Annotated in this window: 16 protein-coding genes; 9 read left to right on the top strand and 7 right to left on the bottom strand. The window is 65.0% G+C overall.

Annotated features, from left to right (window positions below; genetic code table 11):
• Positions 1-83: 83 nt before the first annotated feature.
• Complete coding sequence (locus B2527_RS18450) at positions 84-707, bottom strand: glutathione S-transferase family protein (protein WP_293716984.1); 624 nt, start codon at positions 705-707, stop codon at positions 84-86.
• A gap of 73 nt (positions 708-780) precedes the next feature.
• Positions 781-1,467, bottom strand: coding sequence for a helix-turn-helix transcriptional regulator (locus tag B2527_RS18445; RefSeq protein ID WP_293716982.1), 687 nt, complete (start codon positions 1,465-1,467; stop codon positions 781-783).
• Positions 1,468-1,796: 329 nt separating this feature from the next.
• On the opposite strand from B2527_RS18445, the gene B2527_RS18440 reads away from it, so the two are divergent.
• Together B2527_RS18440 and B2527_RS18435 are read left to right on the top strand one after the other, a co-directional pair.
• A complete protein-coding gene (locus tag B2527_RS18440; protein ID WP_293716988.1) occupies positions 1,797-3,317 on the top strand; it encodes a catalase in 1,521 nt (506 codons plus the stop codon).
• Positions 3,318-3,454: 137 nt separating this feature from the next.
• Positions 3,455-4,060 carry a DUF937 domain-containing protein gene (locus B2527_RS18435; RefSeq protein WP_293716981.1) on the top strand — a complete coding sequence of 202 codons (606 nt, stop codon included), beginning with the start codon at positions 3,455-3,457 and terminating at the stop codon, positions 4,058-4,060.
• 371 nt (positions 4,061-4,431) lie between these two features.
• Here the strand turns inward: B2527_RS18435 and B2527_RS18430 are convergent, their stop codons facing one another.
• Positions 4,432-4,839 carry an RNA-binding S4 domain-containing protein gene (locus tag B2527_RS18430; protein WP_293716979.1) on the bottom strand — a complete coding sequence of 136 codons (408 nt, stop codon included), beginning with the start codon at positions 4,837-4,839 and terminating at the stop codon, positions 4,432-4,434.
• Positions 4,840-4,945: 106 nt separating this feature from the next.
• On the opposite strand from B2527_RS18430, the gene B2527_RS18425 reads away from it, so the two are divergent.
• A complete protein-coding gene (locus tag B2527_RS18425) occupies positions 4,946-6,400 on the top strand; it encodes an MATE family efflux transporter (protein ID WP_293716977.1) in 1,455 nt (484 codons plus the stop codon).
• A 270-nt stretch (positions 6,401-6,670) separates the two neighbouring features.
• On the opposite strand, the gene B2527_RS18420 is transcribed toward B2527_RS18425, so the two are convergent.
• The 3 genes from B2527_RS18420 to B2527_RS18410 all read right to left on the bottom strand — a co-directional run bounded on the left by B2527_RS18420 (position 6,671) and on the right by B2527_RS18410 (position 14,601).
• Entirely contained in the window at positions 6,671-8,026 is a 1,356-nt protein-coding gene (locus B2527_RS18420; RefSeq protein WP_293716975.1) for a Gfo/Idh/MocA family protein, read from the bottom strand.
• 115 nt (positions 8,027-8,141) lie between these two features.
• Positions 8,142-11,117: a TonB-dependent receptor plug domain-containing protein gene (locus tag B2527_RS18415; protein ID WP_293716973.1), complete on the bottom strand. Its 2,976-nt coding sequence runs from the start codon at positions 11,115-11,117 to the stop codon at positions 8,142-8,144.
• 121 nt (positions 11,118-11,238) lie between these two features.
• Entirely contained in the window at positions 11,239-14,601 is a 3,363-nt protein-coding gene (locus tag B2527_RS18410; protein WP_293716971.1) for a TIM-barrel domain-containing protein, read from the bottom strand.
• A gap of 316 nt (positions 14,602-14,917) precedes the next feature.
• Between B2527_RS18410 and B2527_RS18405 the strand changes: the two genes are divergently transcribed.
• From B2527_RS18405 to B2527_RS18380, 6 genes are all read left to right on the top strand, one after another.
• Positions 14,918-16,072 carry an SIS domain-containing protein gene (locus B2527_RS18405; protein ID WP_293716969.1) on the top strand — a complete coding sequence of 385 codons (1,155 nt, stop codon included), beginning with the start codon at positions 14,918-14,920 and terminating at the stop codon, positions 16,070-16,072.
• Entirely contained in the window at positions 16,065-17,015 is a 951-nt protein-coding gene (locus B2527_RS18400; protein WP_293716967.1) for an ROK family protein, read from the top strand. The genes B2527_RS18405 and B2527_RS18400 overlap by 8 nt, the downstream gene beginning before the upstream one ends.
• Positions 17,016-17,017: 2 nt before the next feature.
• Positions 17,018-18,352, top strand: a complete 1,335-nt coding sequence (locus B2527_RS18395) for a D-tagatose-bisphosphate aldolase, class II, non-catalytic subunit (RefSeq protein WP_293716965.1) — start codon at positions 17,018-17,020, stop codon at positions 18,350-18,352.
• Between the two features lie 26 nt (positions 18,353-18,378).
• Positions 18,379-19,161 (top strand): DeoR family transcriptional regulator, encoded by a 783-nt coding sequence (locus tag B2527_RS18390; RefSeq protein WP_293716986.1) that lies wholly within the window; start codon positions 18,379-18,381, stop codon positions 19,159-19,161.
• Positions 19,158-20,270: an N-acetylglucosamine-6-phosphate deacetylase gene (gene nagA / locus B2527_RS18385; protein ID WP_293716963.1), complete on the top strand. Its 1,113-nt coding sequence runs from the start codon at positions 19,158-19,160 to the stop codon at positions 20,268-20,270. The genes B2527_RS18390 and nagA overlap by 4 nt, the downstream gene beginning before the upstream one ends.
• Before the next feature lie 134 nt (positions 20,271-20,404).
• Positions 20,405-22,204, top strand: a complete 1,800-nt coding sequence (locus B2527_RS18380; RefSeq protein WP_293716962.1) for an MFS transporter — start codon at positions 20,405-20,407, stop codon at positions 22,202-22,204.
• A gap of 444 nt (positions 22,205-22,648) precedes the next feature.
• On the opposite strand, the gene rplS is transcribed toward B2527_RS18380, so the two are convergent.
• Positions 22,649-23,056, bottom strand: coding sequence for a 50S ribosomal protein L19 (gene rplS, locus B2527_RS18375; protein WP_293716960.1), 408 nt, complete (start codon positions 23,054-23,056; stop codon positions 22,649-22,651).
• Between the last annotated feature and the right edge of the window lie 120 nt (positions 23,057-23,176).

Raw genomic sequence — 23,176 nt, 5'->3', positions numbered from 1 at the left:
ACCGATACAGCCTTTGCCGAGCATGGCTCGGCACTACACCGGCACAGCCCTTGCCGAGCATGGCTCGGCGCTACAGGCGGGGCTTACGCGGCCCCGGCCTGCGGCACCAGCGCATCATCCAGCGCACCGGCACGCAGCGCAGCCTGACGCTGCAGGTGCGGGGCGCAGTACTCCAGCAATGCCGGTTTGGCCTCCAGCTCACCTACGCGGATGTAATAGCTCAGGAACGAGGCCATATACAGATCGGCGACGGTGAAGCCATCACCCACCAGATAGCGCTTGCCGGCCACCGCGGTTTCCAAGGTGTGCAGCAGATCCTCGGCGGTGCCATAACCGGCCTCCATCGGCGGCGCCAGCGCGCCGTGGCGGCGGTCGGTGATGAAGGCTTCCAACGGCCCCGCCGCGAACAGCACCCAACGGTAGCACTCACCGCGTTCGGCGCTGCCCACCGGCGGCAGCAGTCCCTTCCACGGCGCCAGATCCGCCAGATGCAGGCAGATTGCCGCGTTCTCGGTGATCACCGTCTTGCCCTGCAGCAGGCCCGGCACCTTGCCCATGGGGTTGAGTGCCAGGTATTGCGCGGATTTCATGCTGCTGCCGTATTCCAGCATCACCACGTCATAGCGCAGGCCGGTTTCCTCCAGCATCCAACGGGTGATGCGGCCGCGCGATTGCGGATGGGTATAGAAAGCGAGCGTGTCGCTCATGTCAGGCACCTGCGTGGTAAGGAGCCAACAGTGTGGGCAGGGGCTGCTGACAGCCGCTGTCAGCAGTGCTGCCTCAGTTGTCGCTCATGCACTGCGCACGCCAACGCTTCAACAATTGGTGGCGCTGTGCCGGATAGCGCTGGGCGGTGTCCTCCAGCGCCAACAGGCGGTCGGCGCGGAAATGGCGAAAGTCGGCGCGCATCTCGCACCACGCCGCCAGCATGCGCACGTCGGCCATGAAGGCCATCGCAAACGGCCAGATCACCCGTTCGCTGGCCCGCCCTTCGCCATCGCGGTAGTGGATGCGCACTGCATTGCCCTCGCGGATGGCGCGGCGCAGCGCCGGCAGCCAGGGCTCCGGCGGCACGGCATGCCAATGCGGTGCGAACAGGCCGCTGGTCTCCACCTGCAGCCGCAGGGTTTCCGGCAGTACGCCGACAACGCGCTGCAATGCCGTATCAGCCGCGGCGGCCAGCTCGGGATCGCCATGCGAGGCCACCCAACGTGCGCCCAACAGGAGCGCCTCCAGCTCCTCGGCCGAAAACATCATCGGCGGCAGCAGGAAGCCGGGCCGCAGCTGATAGCCAATGCCCGGATCGCCCACTATCTCCGCGCCCTGGTCACGCAGTGCGTCGATATCCCGGTAAACGGTGCGCAGGCTTACCTCCAGGCGCTGCGCCAGTTCGGCACCGCGCACCGGCGTGCGCCGCCGCCGCAATTCGTCCAGCAGGTGCAGCAAGCGGGTGGCACGCAGGCTCATTCATCCATCCAGAACGGGGGGCAGACCAAGCCTGCCAGCATAAACAGCCCCTCCTGCTGGCGGAGCACCACAGAGGTTGCATATCCACCATCCTGACTGATAGGCAATCCCTATGGCAACGAGCAGATCATTTGATTACTCATTTCACGGTTCCATGGTTACAGTCGGGTAATGAAGTTCACCAACGCCAGCAGGAGCCAGCCATGAGCAATGACACCAAGCCGACCTGTCCGTACCACACGGCCCCCTCCCCCGAGCAGGCCGCGCAGTCGCAGCGCGATACCAGCACCACGCCTGCACAGAAGCATGGCGACGCGCCGGTAACGCCGATGACCACCGCCTTTGGTGCACCGGTGGTGGACAACCAGAACAGCAAGACCGCCGGCCCGCGTGGCCCGCTGCTGATGGAAGACGTGTGGCTGCTGGAGAAGCTGGCCAACCTCAACCGCGAAATCATTCCCGAACGTCGCATGCATGCGAAGGGCTCCGGCGCGTTCGGCACCTTCACCGTCACCCATGACATCAGCAAGTACACCCGCGCCAAGATCTTCTCGGCAGTGGGCAAGCAGACCGAAATGTTCGCCCGCTTCACCACCGTGGCCGGCGAGCGCGGCGCGGCCGATGCCGAGCGCGACATCCGCGGCTTCGCGCTGAAGTTCTACACCGAGGAAGGCAACTGGGACCTGGTGGGCAACAACACGCCGGTGTTCTTCCTGCGTGACCCGCGCAAGTTCGGCGACCTCAACAAGGCGGTCAAGCGCGACCCACACACCAACCTGCGCAGCGCGCGCAACAACTGGGACTTCTGGACCCTGCTGCCGGAAGCACTGATGCAGGTGACCGTGGTGATGAGCGACCGCGGTATCCCGCGCAGCTTCCGCCACATGAACGGCTTTGGTTCGCACACCTACAGCTTCACCAATGACGGCGGCGAGCGCTTCTGGGTGAAGTTCCATTTCGTCACCCAGCAGGGCGTGCAGGCACTGACCGACGCGCAGGCCGAAGTGCTGGTGGGCAAGGACCGCGAAAGCCACGGCCGCGACCTCTTCCAAGCGATCGAGCGCGGCGAGTTCCCGAAGTGGAAGCTGTTCGTGCAGGTCATGCCGGAGCTGGAAGCAGAGACCTACCGCATCCATCCGTTCGACCTGACCAAGGTCTGGCCGAAGAGCGACTACCCGCTGATCGAGGTCGGCGAGTTCGAACTCAACCGCAACCCGGTCAACTGGTACCAGGACGTAGAACAGTCGGCCTTCGCGCCGAGCAACATCGTGCCGGGCATCGGGCCGTCGCCGGACAAGATGCTGCAGGCACGCCTGTTTGCCTATTCCGACGCGCAGCGTTACCGCCTGGGCGTGAACCACCACCAGATCCCGGTCAACGCCGCCCGCTGCCCGGTCTTCAGCAACCATCGCGATGGCGCCATGCGCGTGGATGGCAACTACGGCGGCCTGCCGCACTACGAGCCCAACAGCTATGGCCAGTGGCAGGAGCAGCCGCAGTACCGCGAGCCGGCCCTGAAGATCCGTGGCGATGCCGACTTCTGGAACTTCCGCGAAGACGACAACGACTACTTCAGCCAGCCCGGTGCACTGTTCCGCAGCTATAACGCCGAGCAGAAGCAGCGCCTGTTCGAGAACACCGCCCGCGCCCTGGGTGATGCCCCGGACTTCATCAAGCAGCGCCACATCGACAACTGCAACAAAGCCGACCCGGCCTACGGTGCCGGCATCGCCGCGGCGCTGCAGAAACTGGCCGCGGCAACCGCCCCGGCTGATCCGTTCGCACCGCCGCCGCACCCGGGCAGCGATTTCCCGACCGCCACCCCCGGCGCCGAGGACATCGAGCTGTAAGCCCGAGCGACCAGGCCAACCGGCACTGCCCCCCGCCCGCCTAGCGCGGGCGGGACTATATCTGCCCATTGCCGCTTCCCGTTTGCCCCCGGCGTGGGGTTACCATGCGGCTCGGCAATCACTGCAAGGACCACCCCATGAGCCTGACCGACGATCTTCTCTCCCAGCTGCAAGGCGCACCGCTGCAGCAGGTTTCACAACAGCTGGGCATCGACAGCCAGCAGGCCTCGGGCGCCATCAGCGCCGCGCTGCCGTTGCTGATGGGCGCGCTGGGCAACAACGCGGCCAAGCCGCAGGGGGCGGAGGCGCTGTTCGGCGCACTGCAGAACAACCACAGCGGCCTGGACATCGGCAGCGTGCTGGGCGCGGTGATGGGCGGCGGCAACAGCCCGGCGGCCAACGGCGCCGGCATCCTCGGCCACATCTTCGGCGGCAACCAGAACCGCGCCGAGACCGGCCTGGCCCAGGCCACCGGCCTGAGCCCGAGCAGCTCCAGCCAGTTGCTGAAGATCCTCGCCCCGATCGTGATGGCCTACATCGCCCAGCGCATGAGCAGCGGCGGCCAGGCCAGCGCCGGCGGTCTTGCGCAGATCCTGGGTCAGGAGAAGCAGCAGGTTGCACAGGCCGGCGGTATCGGCGGCGGCCTGCTTGGCAGCGTGCTGGACCAGGATGGCGACGGCCAGTTCGGCGTCAGCGACCTGATCAAGCTGGGTAGCGGCTTGCTGGGTAGCGGCAAGCGTTGAGCGGGTAGAGGTTGATTGAAAACGCCACCGCAAGGTGGCGTTTTTGTTTCTGTAGTGCCGAGCCATGCTCGGCAGAGGCGTTACCGGTAATGCCCCTGCCGAGCATGGCTCGGCACTACAGGGTTGGCCTTACCGGTAACGCCTCTGCCGAGCATGGCTAGGCACTACAGGGTTGGCTTTACCGGTAACGCCCCTTGCCGAGCATGGCTCGGCACTACAGGGTTGGCCTTACCGGTAACGCCCCTGCCGAGCATGGCTCGGCACTACAGGGTTGGCTTTACCGGTAACGCCCCTTGCCGAGCATGGCTCGGCACTACAGGGTTGGCTTTACCGGTAACGCCCCTGCCGAGCATGGCTCGGCACTACAGGTGTCAGAGTGCGTCGAGGTCGCCCAGGGCGCGGATCAGGCGGCGGGCGCGCTTGTCGGGTTTGTGCTCCGGGGCCTGGTAGCCGGTGCGTTCGGCGGCGCGGCGAAGGTGCAGTTCGTGACGCGCCTGCTTCGAAGCTGCCGACTCTTCGTACATCGCCTGCACTACCGGCGCCGACCCGCGTTTGTCACTCAGTCCGCGTACCGCGATCTCGAAGATCTCATCGCCACGCTGCACCCGCAGCGCATCGCCCACACGTATGGCGCGGGACGACTTGGGGCGTTGCCCATCCACATCCACCTTGCCGGTCTCCACTGCCTGTTTGGCCAGGCTGCGGGTCTTGAAGAAACGTGCCGCCCACAGCCATACATCAAGACGAATGCTTGCTACCGCTACGACTTCACCACTCATCGCGTTGCCATGACTCCCGTGTAAGCGACCTACCGTTGATACCTGACGCCGGCACCCTCACCTGCAAGATGCTAGTGTGCCTGCCCCGATCCCGACAACGTTGTCCATGTCGAAAACCAAGCAAACCCGCTCGCTGACCGAAGGCCCGATCGGCACCAGTCTGCTCATGTTCGCGCTCCCGATTCTGGCTGGCAACATCGCACAGTCGCTGAACGGGTCGGTCAATGCCATCTGGGTGGGCAAGTTCCTCGGCGAGGCGGCGCTGACCGCCACGGCCAACGCCAACAACATCATGTTCTTCCTGATCGGTTCGGTGTTCGGCATCGGCATGGCCGCGACCATCCTGATCGGCCAGTCCATCGGCGCCAAGGACCTGCCGCAGGCGCGGCGGGTGATGGGCACCAGCGCCACCTTCTTCATCGGCCTGTCTGTGGTGATCGCGGTATTGGGCTGGTTCCTGTCGCACCGCCTGCTGCTGGCGATGGGCACGCCAGCTGAATCGCTGCCGATGGCCGATGCCTACCTGAAGGTCATCTTCCTGGCGATGCCGCTGCTGTACGCGTTCGCCTTCATCACCGCCGCCCTGCGCGGCGCCGGCGACGCGCGCACGCCATTCCGCTTCCTGCTGTTGGCGGTACTGATGGATATCGCCTTCAACCCACTGCTGATCTTCGGCGTGGGCCCGTTCCCGGAACTCGGCATTGCCGGCGCAGCGTGGGCCACCTTCTTCTCGCAGGGCCTGGCACTGGCCGGCCTGATGCTCTACCTGCGCAACAAGCGGCACATGCTGTGGCTGGGACGCAAGGACATCGGCCTGTTGAAGATCGACACCGTCATCCTCAAGGCGCTGGTGGTCAAGGGCGTGCCGATGGGCCTGCAGATGATCCTGATCTCGCTGGCGATGATCATGATGATCAGCATGGTCAATGGCTACGGGGTGGAAACCGCCTCGGCCTACGGTGCCGCGATGCAGTTGTGGACCTATGTGCAGATGCCGGCGATGGCTATTGGTGCGGCCTGCTCGACGATGGCCGCGCAGAATGTGGGCGCCGGCTTCTGGCCACGTGTGGAAGCCACGGCGCGCACCGGTGTGCTGTTCAACTTCCTGCTGACCGGTGCCTTGATCGCACCGATCATCCTGTTTGATCGCAGCACCCTGGCGCTGTTCCTGCCAGCCGCCAGCGAGGCGCTGGAAATCGGCCGCCACCTGAACCACATCGCGGTATGGTCGTTCCTGTTCTTCGGCGTCAACTTCGTGCTGTCCGGCGTGGTCCGCTCCACCGGCGCGGTGCTGCCGCCGCTGTTGATCCTGGCAATCGGCATGTGGGGCATCCGCGTGCCGTTCGCGCTGTGGCTGCAGCCGCGCTTTGGTGCCGATGCGATCTGGTGGAGCTTCCCGGTCAGCGCGCTCTGCTCGATGCTGATGATCATGGCCTATTACCGCTGGGGCAATTGGCGCAGCGCCAGCATCCTCGACAAGCCGGCGCAGGCCACCCCGGCGGAAGTGCCGGCCACGCCGCCGTCGCCGGTGGCGGATCCTGACGTGGAATTGGAACGCTAGACAGTGCTGTGGGAGCGGCGTCAGCCGCGAAGCTGGCATTGCTGGAAAGGCATGAAAGCTCACCCCCTCCCCAACCCTCCCCTACGCCTTCGGCGCAAGGGAGGGGGCTGCACGACCTGTAGTGCCGAGCCATGCTCGGCAAGGACCTGACATGTAGTGCCGAGCCATGCTCGGCAGGGGCATTACCGGGAAAGCCTCTGCCCGAGCATGGCTCGGCACTACATAGGGAGCAAATGCCGAGCAGGGCTCGGCACTACCGTATCCGGCGGATCAATAACTGCCGTCGAAGGCGAAGATCGGCTTGCGCTGCTGCCACAGGCCCTTGGTGAAATCCGGGAATTCCAGGGTCTGGAAGCTGTTGGCGATCGACTGCTCGGACAACGGCGTGATGGCACTCCAGGTCACGGCGTCGTAGATATCGATCGGCATCGGTGCCTTGGCCTTCAGTGCTTCCACGAAAGCGTGGATCACGAACCAGTCCATGCCACCGTGACCGGCACTGGCGGCGGTATCGGCATGCTGCTTCCACAGCGGGTGCTCGTACTGGTCCTGGTAGGTCTTGAACTCTTCCCACTGGTGCGGCGGGCTGCGGCCTTCGATGTGGATACCGTGGTTGACGTCCATCCACAGCCCCTTGGTGCCCTGCACACGGAAGCCCATCGAATACGGGCGCGGCAGGGAGGTGTCGTGCTGCAGCAGGATGGTCTCGCCGTTCTCGCAGGCCAGCGTGGTGGTGACGATGTCGCCGAGCTTGAACTTGACCTTGGTGCTCGGGTGCGTGGTGCCACCGCTCTTGGCAACGGTGTACTCGTGCAGCCCGCGCGCCTTGCTGGCAAAGGCATTGATATGGGTGAAACGGTTGCCGCGGTTGATGCTGGTATACATCGCGCACGGGCCGATGCCGTGGCTGGGATACAGCTCGCCATTGCGTTGTACCGAATGCTCGGTGCGCCAGCGCGCTTCCGACCAGCCCTTGGCACCGAACTCGACGCCGCTGTCGTAGGGATGCTCTGGCGTGCCGTCGTTGAACTTCACCCCGCGCAGGTCGTGCTGGTAACCGCCCTGCAGGTGCACCAGTTCGCCGAACAGACCCTGGCGTACCATCTGCAGCGCCGCCATCACGTCACGGCGATAGCAGACGTTCTCCAGCAGCATGTACGGGGTGCCGGTGCTGAGCTGGGTATTGAGTACATCCCAATGGTCCTGCAGGGTGATGCCGGCAACCACTTCGCAGCCCACCGCGACCTTGGCCTGCATCGCGGCAATCGCCATCGGTGCATGCAGTTCCCACGGAGTAGCGATGATCACGCCATCCAGGCCGCGCTGCTCCAGCAGGCGCTTCCAGGCGTTCTGGTCACGGTCGGCGCCGTAGGCCTGCGGCGCAGGCTTGCCAGCCTTGGCCACCATGTCCATGGCGCGGCCGAGCATGATCGGTTCGATGTCGCACAGGGCAACCACTTCCACGTCGTCGCGGCGTACCAGTTCCTTCAGCAATACCAGACCGCGCATGCCGGTGCCGATCACGCCCAGGCGCACCTTGCGGCCACGTGCCCAGGCCGGCGTGTTCGGCAGCAGGCTGGTGGCGGCCAAGGCCGCGCTGGCCATGATGAATTCCCTACGCTTCATTGTGTTTCCTCTTTCAGGGGTCGTGCCGGCGATGGCGGCCATGTCGGGGCCATGCTGACGGTGTCACTGTCTTCCCCCTCATGCAATGCAGGAGGGGGAAGCGCTGCTGGCGGGATCAGAACTTGTAGGTCGCATTCAGGCTGTAGATGCGCCCGAAGTTGTTGGCATAGCCGGAGAAGTTCATCCAGTCGTTCGGGTCATAGAACGGCAGGCGGTTGAACAGGTTCTTCACCGTCACGCCAACCGTCAGTTTGTCGGTGGCCTTCCAGTTCACGCTGAGGTTTGCGGTCCACCAGGACGGTGCGCCGTGGCACTGCTTGGGCCCGGCGTTGACGTAGCTGCCGGTGCAGGTCTCAGCGTTGTTGTCTTCCTGGTCGATGCGGTCGTAGGCCCATTTGGTCTTGCCGACATAGTTGATGTAGAAGCCGGTATCCCAGTTGCCATATGTCCAGTTGGCGTTGAAGGTCGCACGCACCCGTGGGTTGTTGTAATAGCCCACGGTATTGCCGTAGTACCAGCCGTCACCGTTGTCGGAGTTGTACATGTTGCGGTTGGCGATGGTGGCGGCAACGCCGGTGGTCAGGCGGCCCCACTGGCCCAGCTCGAAGCGTGCGCGGGCATCCACGTCCAGGCCGTCGATCAGTGTGCGGCCGCGGTTACGGTACTGGCCGATCACGCTGGCCACGTTGCCGAGGCTGTATCCGGGCAGGGTCGACGGGCAGCTGACGCCGCTGGCCGGGTCACTGCACATGGCCGCCAGCGCGGCAAGGTTGGCCCGGTCGGTGTCGGTGATCGGGAAGCGGGTCATCGCCGTGATCTCCTCCTCCTTGCTGTAGTCCGGGGCGACGATTTCGTCACGACGGTAGACGAACCAGTAGTCGGCCGATAGCGACAGCCAATCGGTGGGCTCCAGCACGAAGCCCAGGGTGGCGATCTTGGCCTTCTCCGGCTTCAGGTCCTGGTTGGGCTGGGTCATGCGCGCCACGTTGCGGCTGCAATCGCTGTTCCACAGGCTGTTGCCCAGGTCCTTGTCGACGCCACGGTTGGACTGGCGCAGCAGGCTGGCAATGGCATTGGTTTCGGCGCAGCGCGTTTCGTCCCGGTAACCGCCGATCTGCGCGTACACACCGCCGCTGCCGGCTTCGGCCAGGCTGGGCGCACGGAAGCCTTCGGAATAGGTGCCGCGCAGCATCAACTGCGGCAACGCCTGATACTTCAGACCGATCTTCGGCGCGGCATTGGCGCTGAAGCCCGGGTACTTGTCCAGGCGCAGGGCCAAGTCCATCTCGAGTTTTTCGGTAAGCGGCGCCACTGCCTCGGCAAACAGCGCATAGGTATTGCGCCTGCCATCAAACCACGAACCGCCCTGCTGGGTGATCAGGCCATTGGCGGCATCCGGGTTGCCCGGCGTGTAGAAGGTCTCGCGGGTGGCGTTGAAGCCAAACGCAGCGCGCACTTCGCCGGCCGGCATGTTGAACAGCGGGCCTTCGATCTTGCCGTCCAGGGTGTGCAGACGCGTCCACGACTCGATGTCGAAGGTCGGGAAGGCCTCGCGGATCAGCGCCGCGTTGGCTTCACTGATTTCGCCGAACTTGTAGGCAGGGTGATCGGAAATGATCACGCGGCCGGTACCCGGATCAATGGTGTACGGGCCGAACGCCTTCTCGAAGCCCTTCAGGTTGACGTTGGTTGTCTGGTAGGTGACCGAGTGCGAGCCGGCGGTGGCAAACGCGGTCTCCCAGTTCCAGTCCCCCATGCTGCCGCGCAGGCCGGTCACCGCACGGTAGCTCTTGTCGGTGTTGCGCTGGCCGAAGTGGTTGCCGCCCACGTCCTGCAGCAGGTAGCCAAGGCCGACCACGCCGCCCATCAAGGCCTTCAGCTCGGGGCTGGCGTGGTTGTACTCGTTGTTCGGGCCCAGCCACGGGGTGAGGAACTGATTGACGGTATTGCCGGTGTTGCGCGAGAACCAGCTCTGCGGGTTGCCGGTGGTGGTGCCGTAGGCACGCGGTGTGCCGCCATTGGCGCGCAGGTCGATGTCGGTATAGGTGAGCTCGGCAAATGCCTCGGTGCTGTCATTCACCCGGAAGTGGCCGTTGAGGTAGGCGGTCAGGCGCTTGGTGTCGGCGCCGCCATTGATCTGGCTGGTCATCCAGTCCTGCCAGATGCAGCGGGTGCCGGTGGCCACCTGCAGCACGTTCTCGCAGCCCGGTGCGGCTTCATCCACACGCGCCTTGGTGACCGGGTCGATGGCGTAGTAATAGCCGGGATTGAACACGCCCGGTGCGCTGCCGGTGTCCAGGCGCAGGTTCTTGATGTAGTCCGGATTGTTGACGTAGTACTGCTTCGGATGCTTCAGGTACCACTCGCGGTTGGGGATGCCGTTGCGGTCGTACAGGTTGACGCTGCCGTAGACGTTGTAACCGTCCTCGTCCATGTCGCCGAAGCCGCCGGTGATGCTGGCCTGCGTCTCGCCATAGGAATCAAAGCGCGGTGCGGTGTCCCAGGTGCCGCTCAGTTCCAGGCCCTGGTAGCTGCGCTTGGTGATGACGTTGATCACGCCTGCCACCGCATCGGTGCCGTATACCGCCGAGGCACCATCGGTCAGCACTTCCATGCGCTCGATGACGGCGGCAGGAATGGCATCGATGTTGACGAACTGGGTCTGGAAGCCCGCCGGTGCACCGTAATACGACAGGCGACGGCCATTCAACAGCACCAGTGTGCCCTGTGCGCCGAGACCGCGCAGATTGGCCTGCGAGGCGCCATCGGAACCGGTAAACAAGGATTTGGAATCGACCTGGCCCGGGCGTGCGGCCGGCAGGTTATCGAGCACCTGCAACAGCGTGCGCGCGCCCATGTTCTCGATGTCCTGCTTGCTGATCACCTGTACCGGCGAGGCAGTCTCCACATCGCTGCGGCGGATGTTGGAACCGGTGACTTCGACACGGGCAAGCTCGGTGGCTTTTTCCTTGTCCTTGTTGCTGCTGTCCTGCGCGAACGCAGGTGCGGCGATGGCGAACAACACGCTGGCAACAGCCAACGATAGCGGGGCTGGCAAACAGCGTTTGGCACTGCGATTGGCTGGCAACATCGGGGTTCTCTCCTGGCAAGGGCACGCAAAAAAACAACAGTTGGCGGGCAAAGCGATCCCATGCCACGGCCTGCGGGCCGTAGCTGGGGTATTCCGGGGGAAGAGCGGTGTTACGGGTGGGTCATGGGGCGAGGATGTCGGCGGAATCGCCCTCCTCGCCGATCAGTACGGCATTGGCCCAGTTGGCGCAGACCTGGGACGGTTGGCTACCCTGCGCGCCCAAGGTGCGCAGGCTCAGTCGGGAAAGGCCGCGGATGTCGAGCTCGGGCTTGACCACCCCCGGCGCTTTGACGAAGCCGCTGTCATAGAGCAGGCGATCATCACCCCAGACCTGAAACTGGAGTCCGCCGGCCTGACGGCATTGGTCGTCGACGCCGAGGTCGGCGCGCAGTATTTTCCACTGCCCCTTCAAGCTCATGTCGATGCGGCTTTGCGCGCCGACGCCGAGGCCACGGCGGAACTGCAGGCCGTTCATGCGCATCGGCACAGCGGCGGCAAACGAACGATCGGCATGCACCTGGGTGGCCAATACGGCCGGCAGCGGCAGCTGGGAGAGGTATTGCTGCCGCGCCGGCCGCTCGGCCGTTTGCTGCTCGAGGATGTGGAAGGTGGATAGTGCAATCGGGCCAACATCGCGCGGCTGCAGTGCATCCACCGCACGTGCGGTGTTGCCCTGCGCTGCGGTCACCATCGGATCGGCGCCACTTGCGCCGTCACCGTCGGGGTTCTGCACGCTGAGCACGCGGAAGCGCAGCAGGCGGCCGGCATGGGCGGGGAAGTCGATGCGCTGCAGTTCCTGCTTCAGTTGCAGGCGGCCAGTGGCAATCGGCTTGCCCCATTCGCCGTTGCTGTCGGCCATGTAGATTTCGTAATCGCGTACCTGGCCGTGCTTCCAGTGCTGGTCATTGCGCGGGGCCAGCTCGATGCCGTCGATCAGCTTGCGCTCGCCAAAGCCCACCACCCATTCGTGGGCGCCGGTGCGGATGGCCTGGTTGCGCACGCTGCGGAACCAGGTGGCCGGATCGTCGTCGAAGGCATTTTCCAGCGGATGGCCAGGCTCTTCGGCCGGACGGTTGACCACCAGCAGGCTGTCGGACGGCAGCGCGCGGCCCAACTCCGGTGCGTTCGGGAAAGCGTCGTCAGCCAACGCGGCGGCGACCGGGAAATCCAGCTGCAGTTTCAACGGCGCACGGATGTCCTGCGTCGCGGTACGCACATGCAAGGTACCCTTGCGCTCCTTGCCATCGAAGTACCAGCCTTCGCTGGCTGCCTGCAATGCAGCGGCATCCGCCAGCTTGGGCAGCGCGCGGCCATCCAGCTGCACGGCCGTCGGTGCAGTGCGATTCAACACGCGCAGGCCATAGCGACGCTGCGCCAACTGACCTTGATACGCCCCCTGTACCGGCGCGATCTCCACCTGCACCGGGCCACTGCCCTGCGCCGGTGCCTGCACGCGGATCTGCTGCGTGCTGGACTCGCCCTTCTGGTAGCGGCGGGTACTGCCATCGTCTTCGTACAAGGTGTAGCTGGATTCGCCCTGCGGATACAGATCGAAGGTCACTTCATCCAGCGGCTTTTCGCCGTCGAACAGCATCTCCGGGTACATCGGCAGGATCGCGCCAGCGCGCACGAATACCGGCAGTGTCGCCAGTTCCACCTGACGGTCGAGTTGCTTGCCGGCAGCACCGGCCTGCAGATGGCGGCCGTCCCAATAGTCGTACCAGCCGCCCGCCGGCAGATGGATGTCGCGGCGCCAGCCACGGCTTGCCGCCTGGCTGCGGTAGACCGGCGCAACCAGCAGGTCGCGGCCCAGCAGAAACTGGTATTTGTAGGTTTCGTCCTGCGCGTGCGGGTCCTGTGGGTAGTCCCACATCAGCCCACGCACCGGCGGCGCGCCGCTTTGTGCGGCGTCATGCACCAGCCCGTACATATACGGGGTGAGGCGCATTTTCAGCTTGAGGTAGTCGCGGTTGATCGAGCGGTAGGGTTCATCGAAGGCCCAGGGGTGCTTGCGCGCGTTCGACGACCAGCCGGACATGCCCATCAGCACCGGAGTGAAGGTCTTCCACTGCAGGTCACGGGTGAAGGTCTCGGCGCTGCCGCCGAAGATCGCATCGACATCGCCGCTGGCATAGGCCATGCCCGACAGACCGGAGCCCACCAGGGTCGGCACGTGCCAGCGGATGTAGTCCCAGCTGCTGCTCTGGTCACCGGTCCAGGCAACCGCATAACGCTGGATGCCGGCCCAGCCCATCACCGTCCACAGGAACGGGCGCGAATCGGAATTATTGAGGATGCCGTCGAAAGCCTGGCGGTTGGCATCCATCGCGAACTGATAGCCCTGCCCGGTCCAGGCCACGTCCAGCTTCTGCACGCGGCTGCCGGCCTTGCCGACTTCCCAGGCAATCTTGTCGACGCCGTTCTCGGTCCACAGGCCGGTCTTGAAACCGTACTTGGCCAGACCCTGCACGGTTTCCGGCAACTGCTTGTAACCGCAGCCGTAACCATCGTTGGGCAGGATCCAGCCGCCCGGCATGTCGTTTTCGCGGTACTTGGCGGCGACGCTGTTGACCACGTCGATGGTGGTGCCGGTGGGGCCATCGCTCCAGCCTTCGGGCACGCTGCCGGGCTTCTTGATGTTGTCGCCGTCGTTGTAGCAATCGGCATCGCCGTAGGACAGCGCCCAGCGCGCGACCATGTTCGGCCGGCCGGTCAGCTGGGTGTAGCGTTCCAGCAGCCGCTGCAGATCATTGCCGACGAAGTAATAGGCGTCGAAGCGGTCCTCGCGGTGCAGCAGCGTGGCCTGGTCCGGCTGGCGCAGGTCATAGCTGCCGTCGCTCCAGGTATTGCGCAACATGCCCCAGCCGCGTGAGCTGAGCAGCATCGGTGCCGGGCTCGGGCGGTCGCCCTCCTCCCAGCCACCGGAATAGGAAACTTCAAGCTCGCGGCCCTTGAACTGGAAACGGCCGTTCTGCTGGCCGCCGCCGTAGAAGGCTTCATCGGCCTGCGAGGACAGCACCTGCACGCTCTGCTCGGCGGACAGGTCCAGCGGCTGCTGTTCCTGCCATAGCGACACCGCCTTGCCATCGTCGAGACGCTCCAGCCGCAGCTGCAGGGGTTGGCGCTGCACATGCAGGACCAGCGCCGGGGTACGCACGCGGATTTCCTGCGCGTCTTCTTCCAGCTGCGCCTGCACCTGCTGCACGGGCTGCGGCAACACGATGGGCGCGGCCTTGTCGCCGGCGCCGGTCAGTTTGCCGTTGCGGCCGGCCTGCACATGCACGATGTCGTTGGCCAACACCTCGATGCGCAGGGTGCTGCCGTTGTCACTGCGTACGTCCCAGCCACGCACGCCGTCGCGGCCATCGCTGGCGGTGACGGAGCGCAGATTGCCGATGGGCTCGGCCTGTGCGGTCGCTGCCGGCAACCACAAGGCCGAAAGCAGCGCCAGCAGCAGCGGCGATTGACGAACGCAGTGTTCCACCTTGCCTCCAACCCGTTCAACGGGCGTTTCAAAACCCAGTGCGCCGACTCTAGGGCAGCAAATCGAAAGATGTCAACAAAATGAAAGCCAAAAGTAAGTAGGATTTCTTACAAACGAAAGATGGTGCAAAGCACCAAGTTTCATATTGCGCGAAAGCCCGTATTCATTGCCGCGAAAGCGTTTTCCGGAAAATCTTTCGCTTGGGACCATTCCCATGAGCAGCAAGCACGCCCTATAAATTTCTTTCGATTTGCTTTCGCTATTTGACATTTCGAAAGAAAAGAAAGATCGTGCGCTGGTCAATCAGGAAACACACATGGATGCCACCCTGCTTCACGATCTGACCGCCTGGCAGCGCCTGGGCGGAGCCGATACCGCCACCGAAATCGCCCAGCAGCCGGTGCTGTGGGAAACCCTCGCCAGTGATCTGCAACAGGCCAGCACGCGCCTGCAGGACTTCCTTGGCCAGCGCCTGTCCGACCCGCGCCAACGGGTGATCTTCACCGGTGCCGGCAGCTCCGGTTTCATCGCCGAGATGGTGGCCGACACCCTCAACGCGCAGTGGCCAGCGGAAATACGCGCGGTGCACACCACCAGCCTGCTCACCCACCCGGCGCTGTACCTGCAGCGCGACCGCCCGACCCTGCTGGTGTCGTTCGGCCGCAGCGGCTCCAGCCCGGAAAGCGTGGCCGCCGTCGATCGCGTCCGCGCTGATGTCGACGATGCCCGCTTCCTCGACATCACCTGCAATGCCGACGGCGAACTGGCCCGCCGTGGTGCCGGCCGTGCCGACACCTGCACCCTGCTGATGCCCGCCGCCAGCTGCGACTGCGCCTTCGCCATGACCAGCAGCCTGAGCTGCATGGTGCTGGCCGCACTGACCGTGTTCGACGGCGCGCCGTGGGCCGAGCGTGTGCAGCGCCTCCAGCAGGTTGCCGCACTCGCGCGCCAGGGCTTGAACAACTGGGACGCCGATGTCGCCGCACTGGCCGCGCAGCCGTACAACCGGGTGATCTACCTGGCCAGCGGTCCGCTGGAAGCACTGGCCCGCGAGGCCGCGCTGAAAGTATTGGAACTCACTGCCGGCCGCGTGCTGGCGCTGGCCAATACGCCGCTGGGTTTCCGCCACGGCCCCAAGTCCACGCTCAATGATGAAACCCTGGTCGTCGTGCTGCGCAGCGTTGAACCGCTGGCGCGTCGCTACGAACAGGACCTGCTGGAAGAGCTGCGCGGTGATGGCGTGGCCGGCAAGGTGCTGTCGATCGGCCCGCATTCGGATATCGGCACCAACGATGACTACACCCTGCCGGTACCGGCCCTGCCCGACGCCTGGCTGGCGCCGGTATGGCTGCCGTTCGCGCAGCTGTATGCATTGCAGCGTTCGGCCGCGCTCGGCCTGACCCCCGACAATCCGTTCCCGGACGGCACCGTCAACCGCGTGGTCAAGGGCGTCACCATCCACCATGGCTGATACCCGCGCCCCGGCCTGCTACGGCATCGACATTGGCGGTACCAAGATTGAACTGGTGGCCTGCGATGCCACCCTGCAGGTTGCGTGGCGCAAACGCATCGCCACCCCGCAGGGCGATTACAACGGCTTCCTGCAGGCAGTGGAAACGTTGGTGGCCGACGCCGATGCCGAGCTCGGCCAACGCGCGCAGGCCATCGGCATCGCCCTGCCCGGCGTGCGCGAGCGCCGCAGTGGCCGCCAGCTCAGTGCCAATGTGCCGGCGCTGACCGGCCAATGCGTCAGCACCGACCTGCAGGCGCGCCTGCAGCGGCCGCTGTATTTCGGCAATGACCTGCAGTGCTTTGCGCTGTCCGAGTCGCACGGCGGTGCGGCTGACGGTTACGCCAGCATGTTCGGCGCCATCCTCGGCACCGGTGCCGGCGGTGGTTACTGCCTGCATGGAAAGCTGGTCGGCGGCTTCAACGGCCTGGCCGGCGAATGGGGCCACTGGAGCGTGCCAGCCAACCTGCTGCAACGGCATGGTCTGCCGCTGCTGGATTGTGGCTGCGGCCTGCGCGGCTGCGTGGAACGCTATGTCTCCGGCAGCGGCGTGGCCATGATCGAACGCCACCTCGGCGGCACTGCGGCCAACGCCAGCGAGGTCATCGCCCAGGCCGAGGCCGGCGACATCCGTGCCATGCAGGCACTGGACATCCACCGCGACCTGCTCGGCCACAGCTTCGCCGCCCTGATTCTCGCGCTGGACCCGCACGTCATCGTGCTCGGCGGCGGTCTGTCGCAGTACGCGCCGCTCTACCAACAGCTGCCCGCAGCCATCGCCGCACATCTGTTCAACGGCGTGGAAGTGCCGCCCATCGTGCCACCGCGCTTCGGCGATGCCGGCGGTGCCCGTGGTGCCGCCCTGCTCGCCTGCCAACCCGCTTACCTGATTCCCGGAGCTTGACCATGTCACCGCTGCAATCCCTGCTTGCCTCTCATCGCCAAGGCCACAACGTCGGCCTGTACAGCGTCTGCTGCAGCAACGAACAGGTGTTGCGCGCGGCCATGCACGTGGCCGCGCAGCACGGCACCGTGCTGCTGATCGAAGCCACTTCCAACCAGGTCGACCAGTTCGGCGGTTACACCGGCATGACCCCGCCGCAGTACCGCGCCTACGTGGAAACGCTCGCCGATGAAGAAGGCTTCCCGCGCGGGCAGCTGATCCTGGGCGGCGACCATCTCGGTCCCAACGCCTGGCAGAAGCAGCCAGCCGCCGAAGCGATGGCCAATGCGCGCGTATTGATCGAAGCCTATGTCGCCGCCGGTTTCCACAAGATCCATCTGGACTGCAGCATGTCCTGCGCAGATGACCCGACCCCATTGCCCGATGCCGCTGTCGCCGCGCGCTCGGCCGAGCTGGCGGTCATTGCCGAAGCCACCGCCAAGGCCAATGGCCTGCCGCCGCCGGTCTACGTGATCGGTACCGAAGTGCCGATCCCCGGTGGCGAAGCCTCGCTGGCAGGCGGCCTGGCGGTGACCACGCCGGCCGCGGCCGCGCAGACGCTGGCCATCCACCAGCAGGCCTTCGACACACCGGAACTGCGCGATGCGTGGCAGCGCGTGATCGCGATGGTGGTGCAGCCGGGCGTGGACTTCGACCACAGCAGCGTGCACGAATACGACGCCGCCGCTGCCAGCGAGCTGGCCGATTTCCTTGAACAGCAGCCGCGCATCGTGTTCGAAGCGCACTCCACCGACTACCAGCGCGAATCCGGCCTGCACGCACTGGTGCGCGATCACTTCGCCATCCTCAAGGTTGGCCCCGCGGCAACGTTTGCCTACCGCGAAGCGCTGTTCGCACTCGCCGCGATCGAAGCCGAACTGCTGCCCGCCGCGCAGTGCTCGAAGCTGCCACAGGTGCTGGAACAAGTGATGCTGGCCAAGCCCAAGAACTGGCAAGCGCATTACCACGGCGACGAAGCCACGCTGCGTCTCCTGCGCGCCTACGCCTTCAGCGACCGCTGCCGCTACTACTGGGGTGAGCCGGAACTGCTGCAGGCGGTGCAGACCCTGTTCGCCAACCTCGAAAAGCACACCCCACCGCTGGTGCTGCTCAGCCAATACCTGCCCGGCCAGTACGTGGCCGTGCGCGAGGGCCGGCTGGCCGCAACCCCCGCGGCCTTGGTGCAGCATCGCGTCGGCCAGTGCCTGGGCGAATATGCGCGCGCCTGCAGCGCCAATCAGGCAGGTGCGCGCAAGCAAAGCGAAAGTTTGCACACCCAAAACCTTGCGAACGGTTAATCTCCGCTTTCAAACGCACACGAGAGCTGACCATGCGCAATACCCGTCCCCGCCGACAGCAGATCCTGCAACGCCTGATCGACCAAGGCTCGGTGCAGGTTGCCGAACTGGTTGAACAGTTCGGGGTGTCGGCGGTGACCATCCGTACCGACCTGGGCCATTTCGAGGCCCAGGGCCTGGCCACGCGCACCCACGGTGGCGCGACGCTGGTGCGGATGCCGCCGCAGGAACAGGACATCCACGAGAAAGATGCGCTGAACCTGTCGCTGAAGGAATCCATCGGCATGCGCGCCGCGCAGCTGGTGCAACCCGGCGACAACATCATCATCGACTCCGGCTCCACCACCATGACCCTGGCCCGGCACCTGCGCGACCACCGCGATGTCACGGTGATGACCAATGGTCTGAACATTGCCTGGGAACTGGCCAACGCACCGGCCGTCAACGTGCTGCTGACCGGCGGCCTGCTGCGCAAGCAGTCGCTGTCGCTGCAGGGCAGCCAGGCCGAGGCCAGCCTTACCTCCTACAGCTTCGACACCTTGTTCCTTGGCGTGGATGGTCTGGACCTGCAGTTCGGCCTGACCACCCATGACGAAGCCGAAGCCCGCCTCAATCACCGCATGGTCGAGCGCGCAAGGCGTATCGTGGTGCTGACCGACGCCTCGAAATTTGGCCGGGTCAGCCTGCACCGCATCGCCCGCCTCGACCAGATCCACGCCATCATCACCGATACCGGCATCGACGATGCCACCCGCGAGGGACTGCAGCGCCAGGGCATCGAAGTGATCACCGCCGAGCCACCGCTATGACCGCTATCCGCAGCCTGTTCGGCCGCATTCTCACTCCCTTGGGCTGGCGCCGCGGCCACGTCCACTTCGACCAGCAGCTGCGCACGCTGGAGGTGGAAGACCACGCAGGTAATGGCGGCGATCTGCCGATCATCCTGCCCGGCTTCATCGACCTGCATGTGCATGGCGCGGCGGGTGTGGACCTGATGCAGGGCGGCGATGTCGCCCGCCGCATCGCCCACACCCATGCCCGCTACGGCACCACCACCCTGCTCGGCACCACCATGACCGCCGAGTACGCCGAGATCGAGAACGCCCTGCGCGGTGTTGCGCAGGTGATGGCCACGCCGGATGCGGATGCCGCGCAGATCATCGGCGTGCATCTGGAAGGTCCGTTCATCAGCCCGCAGCGTCTGGGCGCACAACCGCCACGCACCCTGGAGGCAACCCTTGAATCGGTGCAGCACCTGCATGCACTGGCACCGATCAAGGTGCTGACGATTGCGCCGGAAATCGGCCAGCACACCGCCTTGATTCCCGCCTTGGCCGCGATGGGCATCCGCGTGCAGGTCGGCCATAGCGCGGGCACGTACGACGATGCGGTCGCCGCCTTGCAGGCTGGCGCCGTCGGCTTCACCCATCTGTTCAACGGCATGACCGGCGTCGATCACTACAAGCCAGGCATCGCTGCAGCGGCATTGGCGCATGCCGAATACGCCGAACTGATTCCCGACCTGCAGCATGTGCATCGCGGCGCGATCCGCATGGCCCTGCGCGCGATCCCGCGCCTGTATGCGGTCACCGATGCCACTGCCGCCACCGGCATGCCCGATGGCGAATACGCGCTGGGCGAGCAGCGCGTGCACAAGTGCATGGGCTGCGTGCGGCTCTCCACCGGCTCGCTGGCCGGCAGCGCGCTGACCATGGACCAGGCGCTGCGCAATCTGGTCGATGTCGGCCTGGACCTGGCCGACGCCTCGCAACGTGTTTCCACCATCCAGGCCGATTACCTGGGCCTGGAAGACCGCGGCCGCATCGCGCCGGGCCTGCGCGCGGACATGGTGGTGCTGGACCCGCAATTGAAGTTGCAGCAGGTATGGATAGCCGGCCACCCGGTCGACCCAAACTGACCCGCTCCATGTAGTGCCGAGCCATGCTCGGCAGCCTTCCGTTCCGATAGCCGTGTCACCGGAACACGCCGCGCATCCGCGCGGCAAGCCGAGCATGGCTCGGCACTACAAAATCTTGCCCCAGGAACGCGCCGATGACCGACACCACTTTTGCCGTGCCCGCCAGCGACGCCGCGCCGCGTTGGCCCGTGCGCTATCTCCTTTTCATCGCCGGTCTGGGCGGCCTGCTGTACGGCATCGACATCGGCATCATTGCCGGCGCCCTGCCCTATCTGGAGGCCACCGCCAGTCACGCGTGGCAGCTGAGCAGTCAGCAGATGGGCTTCGTGGTTGCCGCGGTGCTGCTGGGCAGCGTGTTGTCGTCGCTGTTCGCCGGCATGATCGCCGACCTGATCGGCCGCCGTGGCGCGATGATGCTCGCTGGCCTGCTGTTTACCGCCAGCATCCCGATCATGGCGCTGGCCTCCGGCTATACGCCGCTGCTGCTCGGGCGCCTGCTGCAAGGCATCAGCGGTGGTTTGATCGGTGTGGTGGTGCCTTTGTATCTGGCCGAAGTGCTGGGACCGGAACGACGCGGTCGCGGCGCAGCGATGTTCCAGCTGCTGCTGACGGTTGGGCTGGTGCTGGCCGCCTTGATTGGCCTGTACCAGGCACATTCGGTGGATGCAGCAACCGAGTCGGTGCGCAACCTGCCCCTGGTGCAGCAGGCACAGCATCTGTTCGCGGTGAAGGATCAGGCCTGGCGCACGATTTTCTGGACCTGCCTGTTGCCGGGCGTGGTGTTCTGCATCGGCCTGTTCTGGCTCAACGAATCACCGCGTTGGCTGGCACGTCGCGGTCGCATCGATGCCGCACGTCGCGGCCTGCAGGCGACCCTGCCGCCGTCACAGGTGGAAGCCACGCTGGCGCAGATCCAGAATCCAGTCGTCGCGAAGGCGGAAGGCGAGCGCGATCGGCTTTTCAGCCGCCGCTACATGGTGCCGTTCGTACTGGCCTGCCTGGTATTGGCTTTCACCCAGGCCACCGGCATCAACTCGATCCTCGCTTACGCGGTCAACATCCTCAATCAGGCTGGTCTGCCCGGTGCCGCTGCGAACGGCGCGGATGTAGCGATCAAACTGCTCAACGTGATCATGACGCTGGTCGCCTTGTTGCTGGTGGATCGCAAGGGCCGCAAGTTCCTGCTGATGATCGGCAGTGGCGGCATCTGTCTTGCCCTGCTGGCGGCAGCGATGCTGTTCTTCAAGGCCGAGCAGGGCCGCGCCGATGTGCAGCAGGTATTGCAGCGCGCGGTGCAGGCCGATGGCCTGCAGTTGCAGCTGGACGCGGCGCACTGGCACCAGCTCGCCGGCACCCGCAATCGCGATGGGCAACCGTCGCAGCTGACGGTGTCGTGGAGTTACGGCGGTTTCAGCGATGTGCGTTCACTGCGCAGCGACAATCCCAGTGATCAGCAGCTGTTGATCGAGCGCTCCGGTACGGTGCGTGCTGACAGTGTGATCGGGCGTTTCTTCCGCAGCCTGCATCTGAATCCGTTCCCGGACCCGAGCGCGGCCGCCGATGCGCCGCTACGCATCGAGCAGGCCTGGATTGGCGCGGTGCCGCCGGCTTCGCACGGCTGGGCAGTGGCGGCCTGCATCCTGGTATTCGTGGCGTTCTTCGCCGTCGGCCCGGGTGTATGCGTGTGGCTGGCCTTGTCGGAGCTGATGCCGAACCGCATCCGCTCGAACGGCATGAGCATCGCGCTGCTGATCAACCAATTCGTGTCGACCACGATCGCGGCGGTGTTCCTGCCGACGGTGGGCCATTACGGCTACGCCAGCATGTTCCTGTTCTGGGCGGCGTGTACGTTTGCCTTCTTCCTGATTGCCGCGTTCTGGCTGCCGGAAACCAAGGGCAAGACGCTGGAGCAGATCGAGGCGCATTTCCGCTGAGTGGCCATATGGCGGAAAGCCAGAGCAAGGATCAAAAACGCCCTCATCCCTCCCCCGCCTTCGCGGGGGCAGGCTCTCCGGGCACCTTCTCCCGCAAGCGGGAGAAGGGAAGACTGGCATTGCTGGGGGCTGGTGCATTGCTTGTGCTCTGCGCAGCCAACTATCCGATAGCAGAAAAGCCCAGCTGTCCCTTCTCCCGCCTGCGGGAGAAGGTGCCCGGAGGGCGGATGAGGGGGCTTCTACGCTTCTACGCTTCTACGCTTCTACGCTTCTACGCTTCTACGCTTCTACGCTTCTACGCTTCTACGCTTCTGAGCTTCTGAGCTTCAAAGCTTGAGAACCTCAAAGCTTTCCCAGCTTTCAACCTTCACCCAACCTCACAAACGCAAACGGCCACCCGAAGGTGGCCGTTGCTGTGCAAACAGGCGGGGCCTGTTGGCGGGATTACTCGGCGGCCTTGGCAGCCAGGCGAGCAGCCTTGGCCTGCTGGGCAGCAGCCAGGTCTTCCTTGATGCGGGCAGCCTTGCCTTCCAGGCCACGCAGGTAGTACAGCTTACCGGCGCGAACCTTACCGCGGCGCTTCACTTCGACCGAGTCGATGATGGCGCTGTGGGTCTGGAAGACGCGCTCGACGCCGTAGCCGTGCGAGATCTTGCGCACGGTGAAAGCGGAGTTCAGGCCAGCATTCTTGGTGCCGATGACGACGCCTTCGTATGCCTGCACGCGCTCACGGTTGCCTTCCTTGACCTTCACGTTCACCACGACGGTGTCGCCCTGGCTGAACTTCGGCAGTTCGCGGGTGATCTGGGCGGATTCGAATTCCGCGACGATGGACTTGTTCAGCTTGCTCATTGGGTTACACCGATTGTTCGGGGTGGGCGTGTCTGATCGACAGCTTAGGCTTATACAGTCGCCGGATTGCGCTGCACGTTATTGTTCTGGCTCCACATCAGGCCATTCAGCCGACGGGAA

Origin of the sequence: Stenotrophomonas sp. UBA7606 (assembly GCF_002477705.1) — a bacterium.
Classification (GTDB): domain Bacteria; phylum Pseudomonadota; class Gammaproteobacteria; order Xanthomonadales; family Xanthomonadaceae; genus Stenotrophomonas.
Note: the sequence above shows the minus strand (reverse complement) of the source record. Positions and strands in the feature narration are given on the sequence as shown.

Coding starts and splice junctions, on each gene's coding strand:
- B2527_RS18450 (WP_293716984.1), bottom strand. CDS start 707: ATGAGCGACACGCTCGCTTTCTATACCCATCCGCAATCGCGCGGCCGC.
- B2527_RS18445 (WP_293716982.1), bottom strand. CDS start 1,467: ATGAGCCTGCGTGCCACCCGCTTGCTGCACCTGCTGGACGAATTGCGG.
- B2527_RS18440 (WP_293716988.1), top strand. CDS start 1,797: ATGACCACCGCCTTTGGTGCACCGGTGGTGGACAACCAGAACAGCAAG.
- B2527_RS18435 (WP_293716981.1), top strand. CDS start 3,455: ATGAGCCTGACCGACGATCTTCTCTCCCAGCTGCAAGGCGCACCGCTG.
- B2527_RS18430 (WP_293716979.1), bottom strand. CDS start 4,839: ATGAGTGGTGAAGTCGTAGCGGTAGCAAGCATTCGTCTTGATGTATGG.
- B2527_RS18425 (WP_293716977.1), top strand. CDS start 4,946: ATGTCGAAAACCAAGCAAACCCGCTCGCTGACCGAAGGCCCGATCGGC.
- B2527_RS18420 (WP_293716975.1), bottom strand. CDS start 8,026: ATGAAGCGTAGGGAATTCATCATGGCCAGCGCGGCCTTGGCCGCCACC.
- B2527_RS18415 (WP_293716973.1), bottom strand. CDS start 11,117: ATGTTGCCAGCCAATCGCAGTGCCAAACGCTGTTTGCCAGCCCCGCTA.
- B2527_RS18405 (WP_293716969.1), top strand. CDS start 14,918: ATGGATGCCACCCTGCTTCACGATCTGACCGCCTGGCAGCGCCTGGGC.
- B2527_RS18400 (WP_293716967.1), top strand. CDS start 16,065: ATGGCTGATACCCGCGCCCCGGCCTGCTACGGCATCGACATTGGCGGT.
- B2527_RS18395 (WP_293716965.1), top strand. CDS start 17,018: ATGTCACCGCTGCAATCCCTGCTTGCCTCTCATCGCCAAGGCCACAAC.
- nagA (WP_293716963.1), top strand. CDS start 19,158: ATGACCGCTATCCGCAGCCTGTTCGGCCGCATTCTCACTCCCTTGGGC.
- B2527_RS18380 (WP_293716962.1), top strand. CDS start 20,405: ATGACCGACACCACTTTTGCCGTGCCCGCCAGCGACGCCGCGCCGCGT.
- rplS (WP_293716960.1), bottom strand. CDS start 23,056: ATGAGCAAGCTGAACAAGTCCATCGTCGCGGAATTCGAATCCGCCCAG.